Here is a 21,748-nt window from a genome sequence, read left to right on the forward strand (position 1 = left end):
TGGGTTTTGCATTTTTTTTAATAAAAGGCTTTTTACTTTAAAGTATGGCCTTATTTTTGGCTAATCTTGTTGAGAAATTAAAAATTAATGAGTCGTTGTTGAATCATTCGTAGTATTTTAGATAAGGTATTGCAAAATGGATAAGAGCTCGGATGCTTTTCGCACAATTAGCGAAGTAGCCGATTTATTGGAGCTTCCGCAGCATGTCTTGCGATTCTGGGAAACGCGTTTTAGGCAGATAAAGCCAATGAAACGTGGTGGAGGGAGACGCTATTATCGTCCAACAGATATTGATTTGCTTAATGGTATTAAGCAGTTATTGTATGATCAAGGTTATACAATAAAAGGTGTACAGCGCCTTTTGAAGGAGAATGGTGTTGCTTTTGTTACTGCATTTGGCAATGGTGATTTAGATACTATGGACGTCGTGATAGAGAAGAAACATGCAGGACAATCTTTTGAAACTTCTAGTAATAAACCTAAAAAGTCTTCTTTTGGGCTTTTAAGTTTCATGAGGAATGAGGGAGAAGCATCGGTTGGTTCTGTTAATGCTCGTAAAGATAAAACCGATAAAGCATTATTGCAGGAAATACTGTTTGAGTTAATTGAATGTAAACGGGTACTTGATAGAGTACGATAACATTGATTCTTTTTGCTTTATAGTTGCTTTTATTTTTTAGTATGTTTTTAGATATTTATTAAACGGCGCAAATCTGGCGGTGTCGCTTCATCCGTGAGCTGTTTAACTGCTTCTTCTATAGACAAGGGAATTTGTTCTGTGCTTCCCAAGCGGCGCATGTTTACGCTATTTGTCTCAGATTCACGTTTGCCACATACCAAAATTATGGGAACTTTTTGTAAAGAATGTTCACGTATTTTATAGTTAATTTTTTCATTACGGAGATCTAATGTCGCTGAAAGTCCAACAGCTTTAAGTTTTGCTGTTATTTTTTTTGCATATTCATTTGCTTCAGATGTAATTGTTGCTACAACGATTTGCTCAGGAGCAAGCCAAAGCGGCATATGCCCAGCAAAATTTTCGATTAATATACCAAGGAAACGCTCCATTGAACCAAAAATGGCTCGGTGAATCATAACTGGTTGACGTTTTTCTGAATCCTTATCAATATAAAATGCACCAAAACGTTCCGGAAGATTAAAGTCTATTTGTGTTGTTCCGCATTGCCATTCACGACCAATAGCATCTTTTAATGTGTATTCAAATTTTGGACCATAAAATGCACCTTCACCTGGGAGGATACTTGTTTTAATCTGTCCTGAAAATTTTGTTTCAATGGTTTTAAGAACGGATTTCATAATGTTTTCCGCATGATCCCATAATGCGTCAGATCCAACACGTTTTTTGGGACGTGTTGAAAGCTTAAGACTGATTTCTTTAAAACCAAAGTCAGCATAAGTTGATAAAATTAAATCATTAATATTGAGGCATTCATCTTCTAACTGCTCATCTGTACAGAAAATGTGTGCATCATCTTGCGTGAAGCTGCGTACACGCATAAGACCATGGAGAGAGCCTGAAGGTTCATATCGATGGACAAGGCCGAATTCAGCAAGTCTTATAGGCAAATCGCGGTAAGATTTTAAACCATGTTTAAAAATTTGCACGTGTCCAGGACAATTCATCGGTTTAAGAGCATAAACAGTTTCATTATCCCAATCCTCAGCTGCTGGAATTGCTTTGAACATATTCTCTTGATACCATCCCCAATGACCAGAGATTTCCCAAAGTGATCTATCGAGAACTTGCGGTGCATTAACTTCGGCATAGTGATGATCATCAAGACGTCTACGCATATAGTTGATCAAATTTTGGAACATTTTCCAGCCTTTTTTATGCCAAAAAATCATTCCTGGTCCTTCTTCTTGGAAATGAAATAAATCCATTTCACGTCCCAAGCGACGATGATCACGTTTTTCAGCTTCTTCTAACATGGTTAGGTAGGCTTTTAGATCATTTTCATTGGCAAATGCTGTACCATAAATCCTTGTGAGCATTGGATTATTGGAATCACCACGCCAATAAGCTCCTGCGACTTTCATTAGTTTGAAGGCGTTTCCAATTTGTCCAGTAGATTGCATGTGTGGTCCACGGCAAAGATCAAACCAATCACCTTGATAATAAACTTTTAAATCTTGATTTTCTGGGATGCTATCAATAAGCTCTACCTTATAAAGTTCGCCTTTTTTAGAAAAAATCTCTCTCGCTTTTTCTCGAGACCAAATTTCTTTTTTAAAAGATTTATTGCGTTGAATAATTTCACGCATTTTTTTTTCAATAATGGCAAGATCATCTAATGTAAAAGGTTGTTGGCGTGCAAAATCGTAATAGAAACCATTTTCAATGACAGGGCCAATAGTCACTTGTGTTTCAGGAAAGAGTTCTTGTACTGCTTCAGCTAGCACATGTGCACAATCATGACGTATGAGCTCGAGCGCGCGTGGATCTTCTCGGGTAATAATCTCTATTTGACCAGATTGCTCTAATGGATCTGATAGATCTCGAGTTTCTCCGTTAAGGTTATAGGCGACTGCTTTTTTTGCAAGTGATTTAGAAATAGATGCGGCTAATTCTAAGCCAGTTATTTTTTTAGGATAATCATGTTTTGAACCATCAGGAAAAGAAAGAGAAACAGAGCAAGACATAAAATACCCCTTTAATCCAATTCCGCTAACGATTGCGGATGGTTTCGTGAAAACTGAGTTATCTTTAATTTAAAGCTTACAGACTGTTTTTTATCAATAGGCATGAAAAAAGAAAAGAACTATTTATCGTGTTTTGTAGAAATTTTCCAGTAAGTCCAAGGTTTATAAAAACAACAACTCTTTTTAAGAGAAGTAGGGACTGGATCAAATCCATATGTTCCAAATGGACCACAACGTATGAGACGAAAAAATCCTATCCATGCACCAGCCCATAGTCCATGACGTGCAATTGCTTCATAAATATATTCTGAACAGGTTGGGGCATGACGACATTGATTCCCTATAAGGCTGGAAAGTGTTATTTGATAGAACCGTATCAAGAAAATACCAAATAATCGTCCGGGTGTTTTTCGCCAAGGCCCCACGTAATTTCGAGTTTGTCTGTTTTTTGTACGAGATTGTGGTTTGAGCATTTATTTTTTTTCAATTTGTTCAATACAATCTATAACTGCATCGAAAGGAAGCAGAGTAGATGTATGACGTTCTCTATAGTTTTTAATGGGCTGCAAGCAAGAAAATACTTCAAATGGAGCTTGGGGAGGGGACCCATCTTTTGTTAACATCTGATAAATGATTTCACGGAGCATTTTAAGATCTTGTATTGTTTGTCCTACGATATGAGATGCTAAAAGGGAAGCTGAAGCTTGTCCTAGCACACATGCACGCACTTCATGAGCGAAATCTGTAACGATATCATTTTTCACTTTTAAATCTACAGTGATTGTTGAACCGCAAAGGCGTGCATGTTTTTTTGATGTTGCATCCGGATTATCAAGACGTCCAATTCTACTTATGTGGGCGGCATATTCAAGTATTTTATCACTATAGATATCGTCAATCATGAGCTATTACCTGAAATTTCAAGAGTTTTGATTGCTTAAGCTTTTAATTCGCTTATATAGAGATTATACAAAATGAAATAGGTATGCAGCAAATGCTTTGTATAGGGTAAACTTGGAGTTTTCAAATGCATGATGGTGTTAAAGGAGGTTCGGTAGATTCACTTTTATCTGAGAAGCGTCCTAGTTTAGAAGAGATAGAACAAGCGATTCGTACATTGCTGTTATGGGTGGGGGAAAATCCAAATCGAGAAGGGCTTGTAGATACTCCAAGACGTGTAGCTAAAGCGTATCGCGAGCTTTTTATTGGTTATAGAAAATCGGTTGAAGAAATTTTAGATACGGTTTTTGAAGAGGTTTCAGGGTACAATGAATCGATAATCGTAAAAAATATTCCTTTTTATTCACATTGTGAGCATCATATGATCCCAATTGTTGGCAAAGCTCATATCGGGTATCTTCCTGATACAAAGATTGTTGGACTTTCAAAAATTGCTCGTGTTGTAGACATTTTTGCTCGTCGTTTACAGACACAAGAGGCTATGACAGCTCAAATAGCTGATGCTTTGGAAATACATTTAAAGCCTCGTGGTGTTGCGGTGTTGATTGAGGCTGAGCATATGTGCATGGCTATGAGAGGAATTCAAAAGCAAGGTTCTACAACGATTACAACAAGTTTTCGTGGTTGTTATGAAGAAGATCAAAATCTACAGGATAACTTTATGAAGATGGTTTAAAGATTATAATTAACTCGCGCTTCGTATATTCTATAGAGCTATAATCATTCCTATAAAATAAATCGCGTAGAAAAGTGAAAATGGGCTTGTACGTCGCTTTATGATTTGTTAAAGCCAAGAAATCAATATATTTTTCTTCACTCCGTGCGGTCGTGGCGGAATTGGTAGACGCGCAGCGTTGAGGTCGCTGTGGGGCAACCCGTGGAAGTTCGAGTCTTCTCGACCGCACCATTTCAATTCTCTGGAGTGGATAGAATCGTCTTTAAGAGATATGCTGTTTTGTCCATTGTGGTCGGGGCTTTCTTTGTGTGTTATTTATAGTATATTCTTGGAAATGAATTTGTTTCAGGAAGGGTAGAGATTTTGTTTTTCCCTGTAGATTTGAAATTTCGATCTTTGATGGTGTTGTCGTGAGAAAAGCAGTCTTTTTAAAGTATTTGATATTCTTTATGTGTGTTTCTTTATTGACGGCATGTAGCGCGTCGCGTGCTGTACTGTGGCATGGGGTTCATGCAACACCATCTATGATTGCCGTTCAAAAGGAAGTTGAGGATAAACCGATTCTTCCAAAGACAGTTGTTCCAGTGTATGTTGCAACAAGTCGTATGATGCAAAAGAGTTATTCTCAGCCTTATGGCGCAGAGCGATCAAATAAAGTGCACTATAATCGCGTTGACGTAGGAATACCTCAACAACATGTAAAAGGTTTCGTTGAAATAAACGCTTATAAACCTACTCATGATAAGTATTTTGCAGCAGTGGCATTACAAAAATACGATAATAAAGAACAGTTTAAGCAGCAATTAAATGCTGCTTTAGCAAAAAAGCCAAAAGGAAAAAGAGAAATTTTTCTTTTTATTCACGGTTATAATAATAACTTTGCTGATGGCACATTCCGTACAGCGCAGTTTACACACGACTATTCTTTGGATGTTGTTACTGTGCACTATTCTTGGCCGTCTGCCGGGTCAGTCCCTCTTTATATTTATGATCGTGATAGCGCCAATTTTGCACGTGATGGACTTATAGAGCTTTTGAAAGTCATCAGTGAGACCAATGCTGATCAGATTTCGGTTATTGCTCATTCTATGGGAAATTTTGTTATAATGGAGGCATTTAGAACTTTAGCATTACAGAAAAACTATAAACCTATTCATCGTATTACAAGTTTCTTGATGGCAGCGCCGGACATTGATGTTGACGTATTTGAACGCCAACTTAATGATATTAAAAAATTACCTCAGCCTACAGCTATTTTAGTCTCTCGTGCGGATAAAGCACTTGCTGTTTCGGGGCGTCTTACGGGAGGACATCATCGTGTGGGGGATGGTTCAGATATTGAAATGTTGCGTAAAAATGGAATAGCTGTCCTTGATTTTTCAAATGTTGATGGTGGAGCACATAATGTCTTTGCATCTTCACCAACCTTGATGGCTCTTTCTCGAGAAGGTTCGTTAGCTTCAACAATTATGCAAGGTACAGAATTATCGCCTAGTCAGGCACTTCTTGCTGATAGTAGTACTGTGTTGGAGAAAACAACTCATCTTATTCTTTATACGCCTGTACGTTTCTTAACCCCTACAGCTCGACATTAAGTGTGAGAAAATAAAATTTTTTATCAAAAATCAATGAATTGAAAATAATATTTTTTAGCACTTTCTTTAGAATGACTTTGTAAAGTGAAATAAATAGCGGAATGAATGTAAACAATCATTAGGTGAGTTTATGATGGTTGCACGAAAACGTTATGCCGATCCACCTACATTAGTTGATTATTTATCTTATTCCGCAGTTAAATTATCAGATATTCATACTATGCTTTTGAAGGTGAGAAAAGGTCATATGGGGGAAAAACCAAATTTATTGCGTCAAATTGATTCCACAAAAAAACAGCTGGATGAAATGTGCCATGCTCTTATCTTAGAATATCGCAAACGCCAAGAAAATGAGCGCTTTTTAAAACAAATTTTGGTATCGATTTTCGATCAACTTTTTTCACTTAATAATGGCTGCAAGGAAACCGGACGTCTTTTCTTTCAAGAGATTAGAATGCTTCAATCTCAGTTGCAATGTTTTTATGAGGGAAGGGAAAAGTGTAATGGATTGGATAACCAAGGATCTTTTCATTCTCCATCAAAAATTGATGAAGTTATTAAGCAGTTACAAAAAGCGCGAAAAAAACTTACTCTTGAAAGCCCACACCTTTTTGAAAAAGAATATTCAAGTTCAGAAAAAATTGAATAAAAAACGCTGATGAAAATATTTTTAATTTTATAGAAAACAGTACAATAAATATATGATTAATTCATTATGAAAGATTGTAAATCGTGTTAATTGATAAAAATAAATTCTCATACAAACAGCGCCACCTTTTAAAGAGAATGAAGCCTCTGTTTATTGTGCAATCTTTACAATAAAAAATTCTAATCTTTTTAATCGTAAAATATTAGTCATTCGCTAATAATGTAAATATTTTTTCACAGTAGGCTTTAGAAGCATTTAGAAATATTAGAAGTGATTAAAACAAGAGAAAAGCAAAAAAATGCTACTGTTGCAGAGGAATGTTAGAAAATTCTATTCCCTTGCTTCTATTTGCAAGTCCCTCATTTAATAAAACATATGGAGAATAAATCAGTTAACCTTAAAAGCATATGGTGCCCCCAGAGGGTTTCTTAATTTCCCTATAATCATATTATCATCAAACATTCCTAAGCAATTTTGAGATTTTCTATCATCAACGGTTCTTATTTCAGCAGAACAGTAAAGAGTGATAAATTACTTTAGAATGGAAGTGCAATCTCTTCCTCTTCAAGCGATTGAGTTATAATTTCGGAATAAAAAGGCAAGCCATTAAGAAAAATAGCTTTGTTATTTTTTTGTAAAACCTGCTTTTTGTAAGAGCTTTCAAAATTTTTTCTATTGATTGATCAATATCTGTTCCACCTTTTTTAGGAATACACCAGCTTTCATCTATAACTTTAGGAAGAACTACATCAGGAGATAGGAATACTAAAAACGCTTCCCCTTTTTCACTTGTTGATTTTCCACTAGCTGAAAGGACAGATTTATCAAAATAACCTTTCATCATGATGTAGCTATTATTAACAAGATGATAATTTATCCATTTAAAATCAAAAAGAAGTGATAAAGATTACATTTATAGATAATACGTTTACTTAGATCAACAAGCAGAATGATATAGAGACCACTTCCTAGAATTTTATTTAACCTACTTTAATATCGTGATCTCGATTTTTTTGACAGATTCTGTCTGCTTCATATCGCGGTTAAATGGAGGATTTTCTTTATCTTTAAGAAGTTTTTTGTAAATAAAACATCTTCAACTGTTATAGAATTTTCATCTGAAAAGCATACTTTTGGATTAAGAAAAAAGAAATTTCAGTTGCTTTCTATTTAATTCAAATTTTTCTGCAAAAAGTTTATAAAATATAAAAGCTTTATAACGGGAACGCACCATCATTCTTTCGAAAATAAGATAAAAAAACCATTCATCAGAAAAAAGTCCTTTGGGAATTATTCTAAAGCTTTGGATGACAAATGGATTTAATCCATAAAATGTTTCAACTCTATTATAAGTAATTTTACCTTTTTAGCTTACAGTAGGGGATGCATAAAGAAAATATTCAAATTTATCTAATAATTTTGGAATCTTAATGTATTGGAATGCTTTTTTCTATAAGATTCTATAGTTTAAAAGAAGAATTATAAAAGTAAATAAAAGTTTAAAGTAATAACAATTATAGCATAATAGAAAAAGTTACTTTGATTATATTATATTGCAATATTTATTTTTTTATGCAATCTTATCCTATACCATTGCTCTAAGTTATTGTATGAATACATTTCAATAAAAGATTAGTATCATAAAAAGGGGGATTTTGTATATGTGTGCATAAAAGTTTTATTTGTTATTTTTAGCTTTTTTCCAAATTTGACTTTTCTCTTTATATTGAAGTAAAGAGAACAAAATTCAGTGTCATTTCATTGGTTTAATTTAATACACTTGATTGAAATTATATTTAATATTCCTAATGTTGGGGTTATTCTAAAAGCGCGTTGAAAGGATTCACTTAATCATGTCGCATAAAAATATCTATTCTGTTATCTCAGTATTGGCTGGAGCTGCAGCCCTTTTTCTTGCAAGCCACACTTCTTCGGGTGCGCAAACTTTGTCTCAAGGTTGGTATAAGGTTTGTAGCAAGCAGCATGATGTTGAAGTTTGTAATACAATGAATACTGTTGTATCAAACACTGGACAACCTTTGACGGCTTTTAATCTCGTTGAAATAAAAGGGAAACAAAACGAGAAACGTATAGGCATTCAAGTTCCTACAGGGCGTTTTTTGCCAGAAGGTGTTCATATTCAAATAGGAGATAACTTTTCTAAAAAAGTTCCTTATATTATCTGTAATGGGCCAAGTTGTATTGCCAATGATGTTTTAGATGATAAGCTTATCACGGCTATGAAAAGCGGTTCAAAAATGGTTGTAACCACAATTAATTTCCGTGGTGCTGCTAATCCTATTGAATTTTCTCTTAATGGATTTACCGCCGCATATACAGGTCCTGGTATGGAAGAAAAAGATTTCCAACAAGAACAAATAAAATTACAGCAAGCTATTCAATCAAACCAAAAAGAAATTGAAGACCGTATGCGGGCAGAGCAAGAAAAAGCTAAACAAAAGTAATCGATGTAAAAAACATTTTTAAAATCTTTTTTCTATGTTTAACTCTTAAAAACGCCACAAAATTTTGTGGCGTTTTTTTATGCTTAACTTTTAGAAAGAGTTCTCCGTTTCCACCAACCAGTACGCTCAGTTTTTGGAGCATCATCAGGTGTTGATGATATAACAACGGGATGAATAACTTTTTCCTCAATTTTGAAGGGAGTCTGTTCGACAGATTCCTCACTTACAGTTTTTTGCTCTGATGTTTTTTTTTCTGATATTGATTTTTTATATGTTCTACGTGGAGATTTTTTAGCAGCTGCAGGAGTTTTTTTCGCTATATCATGAGTCGATTCATCTGTTTCTTTTGTTTTAGCTTTATGTATTGAGTTAGCTGCAGGCTTCTTTTCCAAAGGTTTTAATGTTTCTACATTTTGGTTATTCTCAATGATTTGCTGATTTTCTTCTGTTTTTGAAGAACGTGTTTTACGTTTTTTAGGTTTTGCAACTGTATCAATTTTTAAAGTTTCATTTTGTTGTATGCTTAAGTGTTGTATATCATTTTTTTCTTCTTCAGATTGTATCGATTTAGCGGCTGGAGTATGACGTTTGTGATACGTTGTCTTAATTTCCTCCAAAGCCTGTTTAGCAAAATCGCCTACTGGTTCTGCATAAGGAATACGAGACTGATAAAAGCCATTATCTTGATTGCGACGCCCGCCACGACGTCCACGACGGCGTCCTCTACGACGAGAATCATTATTTAGCGTATTGTCTTTTTTATGAACGCTGGAAAGAGAATTATCATTAATCTCACCTTGGCGATTTTTATGCCGATGTTTTTGTTTCGTTTCACTCGGTGTTTTATCTTCGATAGATGCATTATCTGTTAAGATTGTCTCCTCAACGTCTTCCTCATTGTCATCTTGAAGTATCAATGGTTGCTGAGAAACCGCTTCTGCTATTGTGCCTTTAGAAATAATGAGATGTTGTGTCCCAATGCTATCATCTGCTTCAATACTAATATTAAGTTTAAAGCGTTCCTCTAGATTAACAAGAATATTGCGCTTGTTGTTTAATACATAAAGAGCTGTTGCGACAGGTGTGCGCACAATAATGTTATATTGTGAATTATGAAGAAGATATTCCTCAATTGAGCGCATGACATGTAAAGCAATTGATGATTCAGAACGGATATTTCCTGTACCAGAACAATGCGGGCAGGGTTGTGTTGTACTTTCTAAGACTGATACGCGAATACGTTGACGGCTCATTTCCAAAAGACCGAAATGCGAAATGTGGCCAACTTGAATACGAGCACGATCGCTTTTTAAGCAATCTTTTAATTTTTTTTCGACAAGCCTTACATTACGCTCTTCAAGCATATCAATAAAATCAATTACAATCAAACCAGCAAGATCACGTAAGCGTAATTGACGCGCTATTTCTTCTGCAGCTTCAAGATTGGTTTGTAATGCTGTTTTTTCGACAGAGAGTTCTTTGGTAGAGCGACCAGAGTTTACATCAATAGCAACAAGTGCTTCTGTTTGATTAATAACAAGATAGCCACCGGATTTTAAAGAAACTTGCGGGTGCAACATTTTATCAAGCTGAATTTCGATATTGTTCCGTGCAAAAATAGGGATAGGATCACGATAAGGTTGCACAACTTTTGCATGACTTGGCATGAGCATACGCATAAAATCTTTCGCTTCACGATAGCCTTGATCACCCGAAACGAGAATTTCATTGATATTTTTATTGTAAAGATCCCTTATAGAGCGCTTGATGAGATTGCTTTCTTCATGCACAAGGCATGGTGCTGTAGATTTGAGTGTTAAAGTGCGAACAGTATCCCATAGCCGCGTGAGATATTCATAATCACGTTTAATCTCAGCTTTTGTTCTATTCGCTCCAGCAGTTCTTAGAATAACTCCCATCCCCTTGGGTACAGCTAATTCTTTTACAATCTCTTTAAGACGCTTACGATCTTGTATATTTGTAATTTTTCGTGAAATACCGCCGCCACGTGCTGTATTAGGCATTAAAACAGAATAACGACCTGCTAAGGATAAATATGTTGTGAGTGCAGCACCTTTATTACCACGTTCTTCCTTAATGACTTGCACCAGCAAAATTTGACGTCGTTTAATCACTTCTTGAATTTTATATTGACGTCCTTGTTTTCGTTGATAGGTAGGAAGTTCTTCTCGTACATCCTCTGCACCAACCATTTCGATATCATCATGAGAAACACTTTCATCAAACGTTTCTTCTGTATCATCAAGTGTTATTGTTTCAGATATCATGGCATTTTCAACATTCGTTGCCATAGTACTGTTACGCTGATCTTTTTTTGTTTTTCTGGAGCGTTTTTTATTTGTGTTTGTTTCTTCAGGAAGATTATCTGCATAATTCTCTCCTAAAGCAGCTTTTTCTTCTTCTTCAAGAAGAGCAAGACGATCAGCAAGAGGAATTTGATAATAATCAGGATGAATTTCAGAAAACGTCAAAAAACCATGACGGTTGCCACCATATTCAACAAAAGCAGCTTGGAGAGACGGCTCTACACGCGTAATACGTGCGAGATAAATATTTCCTTTAAGTTGCTTTTTATGTTCTGATTCAAAATCAAGTTCTTCAATTTTGTTGCCGTGAACAACAACAACACGTGTTTCCTCCGGATGGGAGGCATCTATAAGCATTTTGTTTGACATAAGTTAAAATCCTAAAGGCGACACGCACAACTATATTAGCACGAACAGCATAACTGTTTGCAAACATAAGAAGCTGTCTGCCATAAAAGGGAGGGACCGGAAAAACAGAACGGAATACTACGTGTAAATGCGTGACTGCATTTACATCATTTTTAATCATCTTCTCCGTTTGTTTTGTATGACTCATAATTTTGTAAGTCTCCGATAAAACAATCTTTAAAATAGTTCGGATATCCGAACCCGCGAATCTTAAATAACGCAATTCCAGCTTTTATGACATAAAAGAATTTTCATCCACAAAAAGCCTAAATGTATAATAGCGACAATTTTTTTAAAGACAACTTAATATGGACTACAGATAATTTAGATGATTACTATCGGCTAGAAAGCGTAAATGCTCTTTTATGTTGATATCATAGTTTTGGCAAGCAACAATTAAATAGGTACTATGATAATATCTTTATTGCCTTAATCTAGCTTTGTAATTATTTAAAATAGGTGAGTTCATTATTTGTTGGAAAATATGAGGTAAATTTGATTCTTGCTTTTATAAAATTGAGATTAGTTATAATTAATTTAGAATATAGAGTACTTTGCTGATGATTAGAGGGGGCTTTATCAAAAAACTGAAAGCATTTTATTGGAATATTATTTGGTATGTACCATGCTATTTATTGTTTTTTTTAATACTCCAAACAAATATTCAAGCTGCTAATACCCTAAAACTTATCAATTTACGAACCATTGGTGATAGTACACACACGCGTATTGTTGCACTTTTTAATGCTGAACCAAATGTTCGGTTGCAGATTTTGGACAAGCCTGCGCGTTTGATTATCAATTTGCCTGTCGTTGATTTTTCAGCACAAAATAGGTCTTTAAAGAAGCAGAATACAATATCGAAGATGTTATCAGATGTGCGTTATGGTTTTTCTGATACACGAACTTCACGCATTATTTTAACAAGTAAAACTGTTTTTGTTGTTGAAAAAACTGTAGTACAAAAATTGGACAATGGTTTATGGCAACTGCTTGTTGATATTAGTAAAAGCACACAAGAAAAATTTGATAACAGCTTGAAACAGCAGGCAAAAGATAATCATAAAACAAAAACACTGCTAAGTTCAAAGCGTAACTTTCGCGTTGTTCTTGATCCTGGTCATGGTGGAATTGACGGTGGTGCACGGGGTGTTACTGGAATTTTAGAAAAAAACATAACGCTCGCTTTTGCACGCGCATTGCGAGATGAATTAAAAAAGGACACTCATATCACTGTTGCGTTAACACGTGATTCTGATGTTTTTTTAAGATTGAACGAAAGAGTCAAAAAAGCGCAGGAATTTGATGCTGATCTTTTCATATCTATTCATGCAGACACCATTAATATGCATTCGCTTCGTGGAGCTACAGTCTATACCATATCAGAGAAGGCTTCTGATGCAATCGCAAAATCCTTAGCTGAAAGTGAAAATAAAGTTGATTTGCTTGATGGATTGCCTGCAGAAGAATCTCTTGAAATTACCGACATTTTAATTGATCTTACACGACGTGAAACCCATGCATTTTCAGTTAATTTTGCTGATCGTGTTGTTTTAAATTTGTCAAAAAGTAATATCAATCTGATAAATAACCCTCATCGATATGCCAATTTTCAAGTTTTAAAAGCTCCAGATGTACCTTCTGTGTTAATAGAGATAGGTTATTTATCAAATAAAGAGGATGAGAAATTGTTAAACAATCCTCAATGGAGAAAACAAATAGCTGCTTCTATCACTCATTCCATTCGTCAGTTTGCCGAATATAGGCAGAAAGTTATGCAGCCTCTTTAAATTTGTAACAAAATAGAGTAGTAATGTGCATTTATAAGTAAAAGGTAGAAGATATTTTCTTTATCTCAAATTTAGTGATGACACTCGTTATGTGCTGGTGAGAGCGTGTGTTTTTTGATCAATTCTAAAGAAAGTGATAACCGTTTTGATGATGATTTTTTTAAGATATCTTCTTAGTTTTGTTATTACAATTGGGGTTGGAGGAGCAGCGATACAAGGAGCAATAGCAAAGGAGCAAACAAACGCACTCCCTGATTATGAAGTTCTTTCGCTTTATGAACCAGCTGTGATGACTCGTGTTCATGCTTCTGATGGTAGACTTATGGCGGAATTTGCGACGAAACATCGCCTCTATTTACCAATTCAGTCAATACCAAAACTCCTGAAAGATGCTTTTATTTCAGCTGAAGATAAAAATTTTTATCGTCATTTTGGTTTAGATCCTGAAGGACTTTCTAGAGCCTTGATCAATAATATCCGTAATATTGGTTCTGGAAAACGTCCAGAGGGAGCATCAACTATTACGCAACAAGTCGCTAAAAACTTTCTTTTAAGTTCAGACGCAACGTTGGAACGTAAGTTTAAAGAAGCTATTTTAGCTATGCGTATTGAGAAGACTTATTCAAAAGATCATATTCTTGAACTTTATCTCAACGAAATTTATCTTGGTCGTAGTACTTATGGTATCGCAGCAGCATCTTTAACCTATTTTAATAAATCCGTTAATGAGCTTACTTTAGAGCAATGCGCTTATTTGGCTTCTCTTCCGAAAGGACCAGCAAATTATGATCCTTTCAAAAATGCACAACGCGCTATTAGTCGACGTAATTGGGTGATCGACCGGATGGTTGCCAATGGATATGTAACGCGTGAACAAGGTGAAAGAGCTAAGAAAAAGCCTTTAGGCGTGACCGTGCGTGGTAGCGATAGCTATGTTTTTGCTGCTGACTATTTTACAGAAGAAGTACGTCGTCGTTTAATGCGTCGATATGGAGCGAAAACACTTTATGAAGGTGGACTTTCCATTCGTACAACACTTGATCCTCATCTGCAACTTATTGCTCGGCGTGCTTTGCACAATGGATTAATTAAATTTGATCATTCGCAAGGATGGCGTGGAGCTTATAAACATCTTGATAAAAGTGATGATTGGGGCACAGAGCTTGCAAATATTACAGGATTGAGTGATGTTCCTGAATGGCGTTTAGCTATTGTTCTTTCTACTAATGCTAATAAAATAGAGATTGGTTTGCAACCACAACGCGAGGCTTCAGGCTTATTGTCAACAAAGCGGGAAATAGCACTTTTATCTGAAGCTGATTCGAAGTGGGCATTAAGTGTTGTTAGAGAAAATGGCACTCGAAAAACTGTTCGGGATTTATCTCATGTTCTGCAAGTTGGAGATGTTGTCTTTGTCGAAAAAGCATCAAATACAGATAATATTTACCACTTACAACAAATTCCAAAGGTTGAAGGTGCAATTGTTGCTATGGAGCCTCATACTGGACGTGTTCTTGCTATGGTAGGAGGATTTTCTTTTGCAGCTTCTGAATTTAATCGTGCAACACAAGCCTATCGTCAGCCCGGTTCTGCTTTCAAACCTTTTGTCTATGCAGCGGCACTTGATAATGGATATACACCAGCATCGGTTGTTTTAGATGGTCCCATTGAAATTCGTCAATATAATGGTGAGGTTTGGCAACCTAAAAATTATGGTGGTACATTCGCAGGACCTTCAACGCTGCGTTATGGCATTGAACATTCTCGCAACCTTATGACAATACGGCTTGCCTATGATATGGGAATGCCTCTTGTCGCTGAATATGCAGAACGTTTTGGTATTGTAGATAAGTTGCAACCTTATCTCCCCATGGCCCTAGGAGCTGGTGAAACAACAGTTTTAAGAATGGTTACAGCTTATTCAGTTATTGCCAATGGAGGACGCTCTATTCATCCCTCTCTGATAGACAGAATTCAAGATCGTTATGGGAAAACAATTTACCGCCATGATGATCGTATTTGTGAAAATTGTAATGCTCAGTCGTGGGATAATCAAAGTGAACCTACATTGATTGATGAGCGAGACCAAGTTCTTGATCCTATGACGGCTTATCAAATTACATCAATGATGGAAGGGGTTGTTCGGCGTGGTACAGCTGCACGCTTGCAATATCTTAATCGACATATCGCTGCAAAAACAGGAACAACAAATGATTCTAAAGACGTATGGTTTATGGGGTTTACTCCTGATCTTGTTGTTGGTATTTTCATTGGTTACGATCAACCAGCACCATTAGGATATAAAGGGACGGGAAGTTCATTGGCGGCGCCTATTTTTGGTGAATTTATGGCAACGGCTTTGAAAGGAAAACCAGATGTGCCATTTAAAATGCCAGAAGGGATGATTTTAATGCCAATTAATCGTAAGACAGGTATGCTTGCCGAGGCTGGAGACCATGATGTTATTATAGAAGCATTTAAACCAGGAACTGGACCTGCTGATATATATCAAGTAATTGGTAGTACAAATTCTTTTCAAGAAGGGATTCCTGCAGCAACAACTTCTCCACAAGTCAACAAAGCTCTTGAAAGTGGTGCAGATGGATTGTATTGATTAAAAAAATTCTCTTGTCATATGACTGACAACAGATGAAAGGCATTTTTGTCTATTTTTTTTGTAATATAGCTATAGTAAAGAGGTTAGTAAGGCTATGCTATCCCCTTAACTGTGATCATTCAATTTGTATAAAATGTTAAAAAACGGAATGAAAGAGATTGTTAAAAAATAAAAACTACGGTGTTAAATTATGCGAGCAGAAATAGAAGAATTAGTCGATGAAATTCAAAAGGCAATTAAATTGCTAAGGGGGCATCTTTGACTGGGGTCAGTCACTAAAACGTCTCGAATATCTTAATCAAAAGGCAGAGGATCCAACACTTTGGGATAATGCGCAACAAGCCCAAGATATGATGCGTGAACGTCAGCGTCTTGACGATTCGATCAGTGGTATTTTGTCATTTACAAAAATACTCGAAGAGTGTCTCGAATTAATCGAGATGGGTGAAGAAGAAAGTGATATTGAAATTATCACTGAAGCGGAGAATTCAATACGTAATCTTAAAAACGAGATAGATAAGAGACAAATAGATGTGCTTCTTTCAGGAGAAGCAGATCAAAATGATACTTATTTAGAAGTTCATGCTGGAGCAGGAGGAACGGAAAGCCAAGATTGGGCTTCTATGCTATTACGCATGTATACGCGCTGGGCTGAACAACATAAAATGAAAGTTGATCTACTAGAAATTCACGATGGAGAAGAAGCGGGAATTAAATCAGCGACTATCCTCGTAAAAGGGCATAATGCTTATGGTATGTTGAAAACAGAATCAGGTGTTCATCGTTTGGTACGCATTTCACCGTTTGATTCAAATGCAAAGCGCCATACTTCTTTCGCAAGTATTTGGGTTTATCCAGTCATTGATGATAATATTGAAGTTGATGTATCAGAGGCCGATGTTCGTATTGATACATATCGTGCATCAGGAGCTGGAGGACAACATGTCAATACGACAGATTCTGCAGTGCGCATTACACATATAAAAACGGGTATTGTTGTCCAGTGTCAAACGGAACGTTCTCAGCATAAAAATCGAGCAACTGCGTGGTCTATGTTACGTGCAAGACTTTATGAAGAAGAGCTCAAAAAAAGAGAAGAAGAAGCAAATGCTATTGAATCTTCTAAAACAGAAATCGGGTGGGGGCATCAGATTAGATCTTATGTTCTTCAACCCTATCAACTTGTCAAAGATTTACGCACAGGTGTTGAAAACACCGATCCACAATCTGTACTCAATGGAAATTTAGACGCATTTATAGAAGCAACACTCGCTCAACGCATTTATGGAAGAGCCCAAGAAATTGAAGAGATTAATTAGCTAAATATAATATTTTTCAAAAAATTACAAATCTCTTTCTTGGCTTATCATTTTCAGCTTTTCGATCTCAATTCACTAAAGCCAATAGATGAAAAAATTCACTTCTTATAGGTGCTTGAATAACAAAGCTTACAAACCATCATGATGTAAAAGTGCAGCGGCTGCTAACACCTCATCCGCATGTCCAGGTACGCTAACTTTGCGCCATTCTTCTACTACTTTTCCAGTTTCATCAATCAAAAAAGTACTTCGTTCAACGCCCATATATTTTCGCCCATACATGCTTTTTTCGACCCAAACACCATAAGCCTCAAGCGTCGTTTTTTCTTCATCAGAAACAAGGATGATATCAAGCTCGTGTTTTATTTTAAATTTATCATGTTTTTTAACATTATCTGGAGACATTCCGATAATAATAACTCCAATTTCATCAAATTTTGCTTTCAATCGCGTAAAGTCAATCGCTTCACTCGTGCACCCACTCGTATCATCCTTTGGATAAAAATATAAAACGACAACTTTTCCCTGAAGGTCAGAAAGACATAATTTTTTCCCACCATCGCATGGTAAATTAAAATCAGGAGCAAGAGTGCCTTTTATTGGTCTTGTCATTGTGTTGCTCTTTCTTTTCTGTACATTAAGTATAAAGCATGAGAATACATAAAAGAAGTAAAGACTGAATTCTACAGAATTCTTATTCTATCATAAGGATGAAATTGAGAAAAGGAGAGAAAAATTATAAATGGATCATAGTGTTTTTATTAAAACATGTTTTTTCTTACCAAAAGAAAGTTTAATTATTCCTTCTGCGTTGCTGTCTTCTTCAATAATAAGATGCGTTTCATCCTCAATGATTTGATCATTGACACGGACCCCTCCACCTTGAACATGTCGGCGTGCCTCACTGTTAGATTTGGCGAGGCCTGCTTTTACTAAAAGAGTTAGCAATCCAACACCTTTTTTTAATTGTGTAGCATTAATTTGAACAGTTGGAAGATTTGTTCCAAGTGTTTTTTCTTCAAAAGTTTTACGAGCCGTTTCGGCGGCTTCATCAGCAACATTGCGCCCATGCAACATTGCTGTAATTTCTGTTGCAAGAATTTTCTTTGCTTCGTTAATTTCAGTTCCTTGTAAAGCAGACAGCTTAAGAATCTCATCCATTGGCAAAGTCGTATAAAGCTTTAAAAATCTTGTAACATCAGCATCTTCTGTATTGCGCCAATATTGCCAAAATTGATAAGGTGAAAGCATATCTGCATTAAGCCATACTGCACCATTCAATGTCTTACCCATTTTAGCACCGGAAGAAGTTGTCAATAATGGTGAAGTTAATGCATATAACTGTGCTGTCCCTAGACGATGCCCTAATTCAATACCGTTGATAATATTACCCCATTGATCAGAACCACCCATTTGCATACGCAATCCATAACGCTTATGAAGTTCAACGAAATCATAAGCTTGTAAGATCATATAATTAAATTCAAGGAATGATAAAGAATGTTCGCGTTCAAGTCTTAATCTGACAGAATCAAATGACAACATACGGTTAACAGAAAAATGTTTTCCTACATCACGTAAAAATTCTAAATAATTCAAATTGCATAACCACTCAGCATTGTTAACAATGCATGCATCAGTTTTACTATCACCAAATGTCAAATAGTTAGCGAATACTTTTTTAATACCTGTGATGTTTGCGGCAATATCATCTTGTGTAAGAAGTCGCCGTGCCTCATCTTTGAAAGAAGGATCACCGATTAGTCCTGTTCCCCCCCCCATTAAAGCAATGGGACGATGTCCGGTTTTTTGCAACCAATAAAGCATCATAATTTGCAGAAGGCTTCCGGCATGTAAACTTGATGCTGTAGGATCAAATCCAGTATAGGCACTGACAACTTCTTTTGAAAAAAGATTATCCAAACCTCTTTCATCCGAAATTTGGTGGATAAAACCACGTTCGTTCATAATATGTAAAAATTCAGATTTAAAGGTAGGCACGTACTTTATTTCCTAATTTAATATTGCATTCGTTTATATCATGAGATTTCTAATGTGGTCTCTCTACCATACATGATGCAAACCTCACAAGAGAATCAGAAATATTAATAATAAAAACAAATACCTTCTTGCTATATACTTTAGGAAAACATTCTTTTTATTGAAAGAAAAGGCATTGTTTTTTATTTTAAAACTCAAGCGGATGTAAGAGAGCTAGAAGATAATGTGAAAAACAAAATCCCTCTTTGATTATCAGAATGAATTTTTTATATTTTTAGTGTTCTAAGTAAGGGACAACATTTCAGGGGGAGGAGCGAGAAATTCGCCCGTAATATGATCATCCAAATATTGAGCGCATCGTTCAATAAGTTCTTTATTGCATCCACTAAAAAAGTGGTTAGCACCTTCTAAGGTTTCTTGTGTAATGGTGATACCTTTTTGTGTCTTTAGTTTATCTACAAGAGTTTGAATATCTTTTGGGGGAGCAACTTTATCGATATCGCCATGAATGATAAGCCCAGAGGAAGGGCAGGGAGCAAGAAATGAAAAATCATAAACATTAGGTTGAGGAGCAACGGATATAAAACCCTCAATTTCTGGTCGGCGCATTAAAAGCTGCATACCAATCCAAGCACCAAATGAATATCCAGCTACCCAACAGTTTTTAGAATCAGGATGCTGTGTTTGTACCCAATCGAGAGCAGCAGCAGCGTCTGAAAGTTCTCCTATTCCATAATCAAATTCGCCTTGGCTGCGGCCAATACCACGAAAATTAAAACGTAATGTAGTAAAGCCACGTTGTTGGAACATATAGAAGAGATCATAAACAATTCTATTGTTCATTGTGCCACCAAATTGGGGATGAGGATGTAAAATAATAGCAATTGGTGCATTTCTTTGTTGTGAAGGCTGATAACGTCCTTCAAGTCGACCTGCGGGACCATTAAAAATAATTTCTGGCATTAAATGCTCCTTAAATGCTATAAAGGCTCTTATTGACCTTAATCGACTTTTACCATAGAATCTCTATTTAATTACTAGATATTCTTTTTTAAGTGCATTTTTCAAGAAAATTGCACCATTTTTTTAAATCAATTCATAAGATTAATGGTTGCGATGTAAAATGGTTGTAAGACGCCGATATTTTGATCACAATGCGACAACACCGCTCAAGAAAATTGCACGGGTGGCATTATTAGAATCTCTAGAGATATTTGGTAATCCATCATCCGTTCATGCGGAAGGGCGTGCTGCTAAAGCCTTATTGGGAAAAGCGCGCCGACAAATCGCTGAAAGCCTTAATACACATTCAGACCACGTTGTATTTACATCTGGTGCGACTGAAGCAGCGATGACTTTATTGACACCTTTTTATAGTATGGGAAGCTCTAAAGTTCAATTTTCTCATCTATATCTTGGAGCTACTGAACACCCATCTCTTGCAGAAGGAGGACGTTTTTCTAAAGAATTCATCAGTACAGTTTCTGTTGATCAAGATGGTCTTATTCAACAAGATAAATTAATTTCTCTCTTAACTGTTCACGACAACACGAAAGGTCTTCCTCTTGTTGCCATTCAAGCTGCCAATGGTGAAACCGGTGTTATTCAACCAATAGAAGAAATAGCCGCTATTGTTCACAGTTTTGGAGGCATTCTTATTGTTGATTTGACACAATACGTAGACAAAAATTTTGTTGATATTCATCAAATGGGAGGGGATTTTTTCATACTGTCTGCGCATAAAATTGGTGGACCTAAAGGAATCGGAGCTTTTGTTTCATGTGGAAATCTTTTGATGCCATATCCTCTTATTATAGGAGGAGGGCAAGAGAAAGGTTCGCGTGGAGGAACTGAAGCCCTGCCGCTTATCGCAGCTTTTGGGGCAGCAATAACTGATTGTTTTACTCAAGAAGAAAGAGAACAGTTAATATATTTACGCAATAAATTAGAAGATGGAATACAGACAATATCTAATGATGTTGAAATTTTTGGTAAAAGAGTTCAACGTTTGCCAAACACAACTTATTTCACGGTGCGTGATATAAAAGCTGAGACTATGCAAATTGGTTTTGATTTAGCAGGATTTTCTGTATCAGCAGGTTCTGCTTGTTCTTCAGGAAAAGTAAAGCAAAGCAAGGTCTTGACAGCAATGGGGCATCATGTTCCTAATGGAGCGATACGCATTTCAATAGGACAGAGCACAACATCCCAAGATGTTGATGATTTTTTATTGTTTTTTTCTCAATTTATCAGTAAGAGGAAGAGGTAGAATTTAAT

17 protein-coding genes and 1 tRNA gene are annotated in these 21,748 nt (G+C 36.0%); 10 read left to right on the plus strand and 8 right to left on the minus strand.

All coding sequences use genetic code 11. The annotated features are described in order from the left end of the window. The first annotated feature begins 136 nt into the window (after positions 1-136). Positions 137-640: a MerR family transcriptional regulator gene (locus AC0QT1_RS03350; protein ID WP_473200489.1), complete on the plus strand. Its 504-nt coding sequence runs from the start codon at positions 137-139 to the stop codon at positions 638-640. A 47-nt stretch (positions 641-687) separates the two neighbouring features. Here AC0QT1_RS03350 and thrS read toward each other — a convergent pair whose 3' ends face one another. From thrS to AC0QT1_RS03365, 3 genes are all read right to left on the minus strand, one after another. Beyond that, the gene (gene thrS, locus AC0QT1_RS03355; protein ID WP_473201634.1) at positions 688-2,664 is read right to left on the minus strand and encodes a threonine--tRNA ligase; all 1,977 of its coding nucleotides are present in this window, start codon (positions 2,662-2,664) and stop codon (positions 688-690) included. Between the two features lie 119 nt (positions 2,665-2,783). Continuing rightward, positions 2,784-3,137, minus strand: a complete 354-nt coding sequence (yidD, locus tag AC0QT1_RS03360; protein ID WP_473200487.1) for a membrane protein insertion efficiency factor YidD — start codon at positions 3,135-3,137, stop codon at positions 2,784-2,786. Further along, entirely contained in the window at positions 3,138-3,566 is a 429-nt protein-coding gene (locus tag AC0QT1_RS03365) for an iron-sulfur cluster assembly scaffold protein (RefSeq protein WP_473200486.1), read from the minus strand. It abuts the gene before it with no gap. Between the two features lie 125 nt (positions 3,567-3,691). On the opposite strand from AC0QT1_RS03365, the gene folE reads away from it, so the two are divergent. The 4 genes from folE (at position 3,692) to AC0QT1_RS03385 (ending at position 6,544) form a co-directional block, all read left to right on the plus strand. Next, positions 3,692-4,300, plus strand: coding sequence for a GTP cyclohydrolase I FolE (gene folE, locus AC0QT1_RS03370; RefSeq protein WP_473201635.1), 609 nt, complete (start codon positions 3,692-3,694; stop codon positions 4,298-4,300). Between the two features lie 146 nt (positions 4,301-4,446). Beyond that, positions 4,447-4,531: transfer RNA gene (locus AC0QT1_RS03375), tRNA-Leu, on the plus strand. A 179-nt stretch (positions 4,532-4,710) separates the two neighbouring features. Then, positions 4,711-5,895 carry an alpha/beta hydrolase gene (locus AC0QT1_RS03380; protein WP_473200484.1) on the plus strand — a complete coding sequence of 395 codons (1,185 nt, stop codon included), beginning with the start codon at positions 4,711-4,713 and terminating at the stop codon, positions 5,893-5,895. A 133-nt stretch (positions 5,896-6,028) separates the two neighbouring features. Beyond that, on the plus strand, positions 6,029-6,544 hold the full coding sequence (locus AC0QT1_RS03385) for a hypothetical protein (RefSeq protein ID WP_473200558.1): 516 nt from the start codon (positions 6,029-6,031) through the stop codon (positions 6,542-6,544). Positions 6,545-7,121: 577 nt separating this feature from the next. Here AC0QT1_RS03385 and AC0QT1_RS03390 read toward each other — a convergent pair. Next, positions 7,122-7,388, minus strand: coding sequence for a hypothetical protein (locus AC0QT1_RS03390; RefSeq protein ID WP_473200483.1), 267 nt, complete (start codon positions 7,386-7,388; stop codon positions 7,122-7,124). A 1,009-nt stretch (positions 7,389-8,397) separates the two neighbouring features. Here AC0QT1_RS03390 and AC0QT1_RS03395 point away from each other — a divergent pair. Next, complete coding sequence (locus AC0QT1_RS03395; RefSeq protein WP_473201636.1) at positions 8,398-9,009, plus strand: invasion associated locus B family protein; 612 nt, start codon at positions 8,398-8,400, stop codon at positions 9,007-9,009. A gap of 83 nt (positions 9,010-9,092) precedes the next feature. Here AC0QT1_RS03395 and AC0QT1_RS03400 read toward each other — a convergent pair whose 3' ends face one another. After that, positions 9,093-11,705: an Rne/Rng family ribonuclease gene (locus AC0QT1_RS03400; RefSeq protein ID WP_473201637.1), complete on the minus strand. Its 2,613-nt coding sequence runs from the start codon at positions 11,703-11,705 to the stop codon at positions 9,093-9,095. Between the two features lie 599 nt (positions 11,706-12,304). On the opposite strand from AC0QT1_RS03400, the gene AC0QT1_RS03405 reads away from it, so the two are divergent. The 3 genes from AC0QT1_RS03405 (at position 12,305) to prfB (ending at position 17,470) form a co-directional block, all read left to right on the plus strand. Continuing rightward, positions 12,305-13,534, plus strand: a complete 1,230-nt coding sequence (locus AC0QT1_RS03405) for an N-acetylmuramoyl-L-alanine amidase (protein WP_473200480.1) — start codon at positions 12,305-12,307, stop codon at positions 13,532-13,534. Between the two features lie 148 nt (positions 13,535-13,682). Further along, the gene (locus AC0QT1_RS03410) at positions 13,683-16,148 is read left to right on the plus strand and encodes a penicillin-binding protein 1A (protein ID WP_473201638.1); all 2,466 of its coding nucleotides are present in this window, start codon (positions 13,683-13,685) and stop codon (positions 16,146-16,148) included. 193 nt (positions 16,149-16,341) lie between these two features. After that, a protein-coding gene (gene prfB / locus AC0QT1_RS03415; protein ID WP_473201639.1) for a peptide chain release factor 2 occupies positions 16,342-17,470 on the plus strand; the annotation gives its coding sequence in 2 pieces (ribosomal slippage) (positions 16,342-16,410 and positions 16,412-17,470; 1,128 coding nt in all). A 129-nt stretch (positions 17,471-17,599) separates the two neighbouring features. Here prfB and AC0QT1_RS03420 read toward each other — a convergent pair. The 3 genes from AC0QT1_RS03420 to AC0QT1_RS03430 all read right to left on the minus strand — a co-directional run bounded on the left by AC0QT1_RS03420 (position 17,600) and on the right by AC0QT1_RS03430 (position 20,434). Then, positions 17,600-18,082, minus strand: coding sequence for a peroxiredoxin (locus tag AC0QT1_RS03420; protein ID WP_473200477.1), 483 nt, complete (start codon positions 18,080-18,082; stop codon positions 17,600-17,602). A gap of 135 nt (positions 18,083-18,217) precedes the next feature. Then, complete coding sequence (tyrS, locus tag AC0QT1_RS03425; protein WP_473201640.1) at positions 18,218-19,471, minus strand: tyrosine--tRNA ligase; 1,254 nt, start codon at positions 19,469-19,471, stop codon at positions 18,218-18,220. 282 nt (positions 19,472-19,753) lie between these two features. Further along, a complete protein-coding gene (locus AC0QT1_RS03430) occupies positions 19,754-20,434 on the minus strand; it encodes an alpha/beta hydrolase (protein WP_473200475.1) in 681 nt (226 codons plus the stop codon). 160 nt (positions 20,435-20,594) lie between these two features. On the opposite strand from AC0QT1_RS03430, the gene AC0QT1_RS03435 reads away from it, so the two are divergent. Next, positions 20,595-21,740, plus strand: a complete 1,146-nt coding sequence (locus AC0QT1_RS03435) for a cysteine desulfurase family protein (RefSeq protein WP_473200474.1) — start codon at positions 20,595-20,597, stop codon at positions 21,738-21,740. Positions 21,741-21,748: the final 8 nt, after the last annotated feature.

It is taken from the genome of Bartonella sp. P12B (assembly GCF_055796185.1).

Excerpts from the sequence above, each read along its gene's own strand:
- AC0QT1_RS03350 (WP_473200489.1), top strand. The coding sequence starts at position 137 with ATGGATAAGAGCTCGGATGCTTTTCGCACAATTAGCGAAGTAGCCGAT.
- thrS (WP_473201634.1), bottom strand. The coding sequence starts at position 2,664 with ATGTCTTGCTCTGTTTCTCTTTCTTTTCCTGATGGTTCAAAACATGAT.
- yidD (WP_473200487.1), bottom strand. The coding sequence starts at position 3,137 with ATGCTCAAACCACAATCTCGTACAAAAAACAGACAAACTCGAAATTAC.
- AC0QT1_RS03365 (WP_473200486.1), bottom strand. The coding sequence starts at position 3,566 with ATGATTGACGATATCTATAGTGATAAAATACTTGAATATGCCGCCCAC.
- folE (WP_473201635.1), top strand. The coding sequence starts at position 3,692 with ATGCATGATGGTGTTAAAGGAGGTTCGGTAGATTCACTTTTATCTGAG.
- AC0QT1_RS03385 (WP_473200558.1), top strand. The coding sequence starts at position 6,029 with ATGGTTGCACGAAAACGTTATGCCGATCCACCTACATTAGTTGATTAT.
- AC0QT1_RS03390 (WP_473200483.1), bottom strand. The coding sequence starts at position 7,388 with ATGATGAAAGGTTATTTTGATAAATCTGTCCTTTCAGCTAGTGGAAAA.
- AC0QT1_RS03395 (WP_473201636.1), top strand. The coding sequence starts at position 8,398 with ATGTCGCATAAAAATATCTATTCTGTTATCTCAGTATTGGCTGGAGCT.
- AC0QT1_RS03400 (WP_473201637.1), bottom strand. The coding sequence starts at position 11,705 with ATGTCAAACAAAATGCTTATAGATGCCTCCCATCCGGAGGAAACACGT.
- AC0QT1_RS03405 (WP_473200480.1), top strand. The coding sequence starts at position 12,305 with ATGATTAGAGGGGGCTTTATCAAAAAACTGAAAGCATTTTATTGGAAT.
- AC0QT1_RS03410 (WP_473201638.1), top strand. The coding sequence starts at position 13,683 with ATGATGATTTTTTTAAGATATCTTCTTAGTTTTGTTATTACAATTGGG.
- AC0QT1_RS03420 (WP_473200477.1), bottom strand. The coding sequence starts at position 18,082 with ATGACAAGACCAATAAAAGGCACTCTTGCTCCTGATTTTAATTTACCA.
- AC0QT1_RS03430 (WP_473200475.1), bottom strand. The coding sequence starts at position 20,434 with ATGCCAGAAATTATTTTTAATGGTCCCGCAGGTCGACTTGAAGGACGT.
- AC0QT1_RS03435 (WP_473200474.1), top strand. The coding sequence starts at position 20,595 with ATGGTTGTAAGACGCCGATATTTTGATCACAATGCGACAACACCGCTC.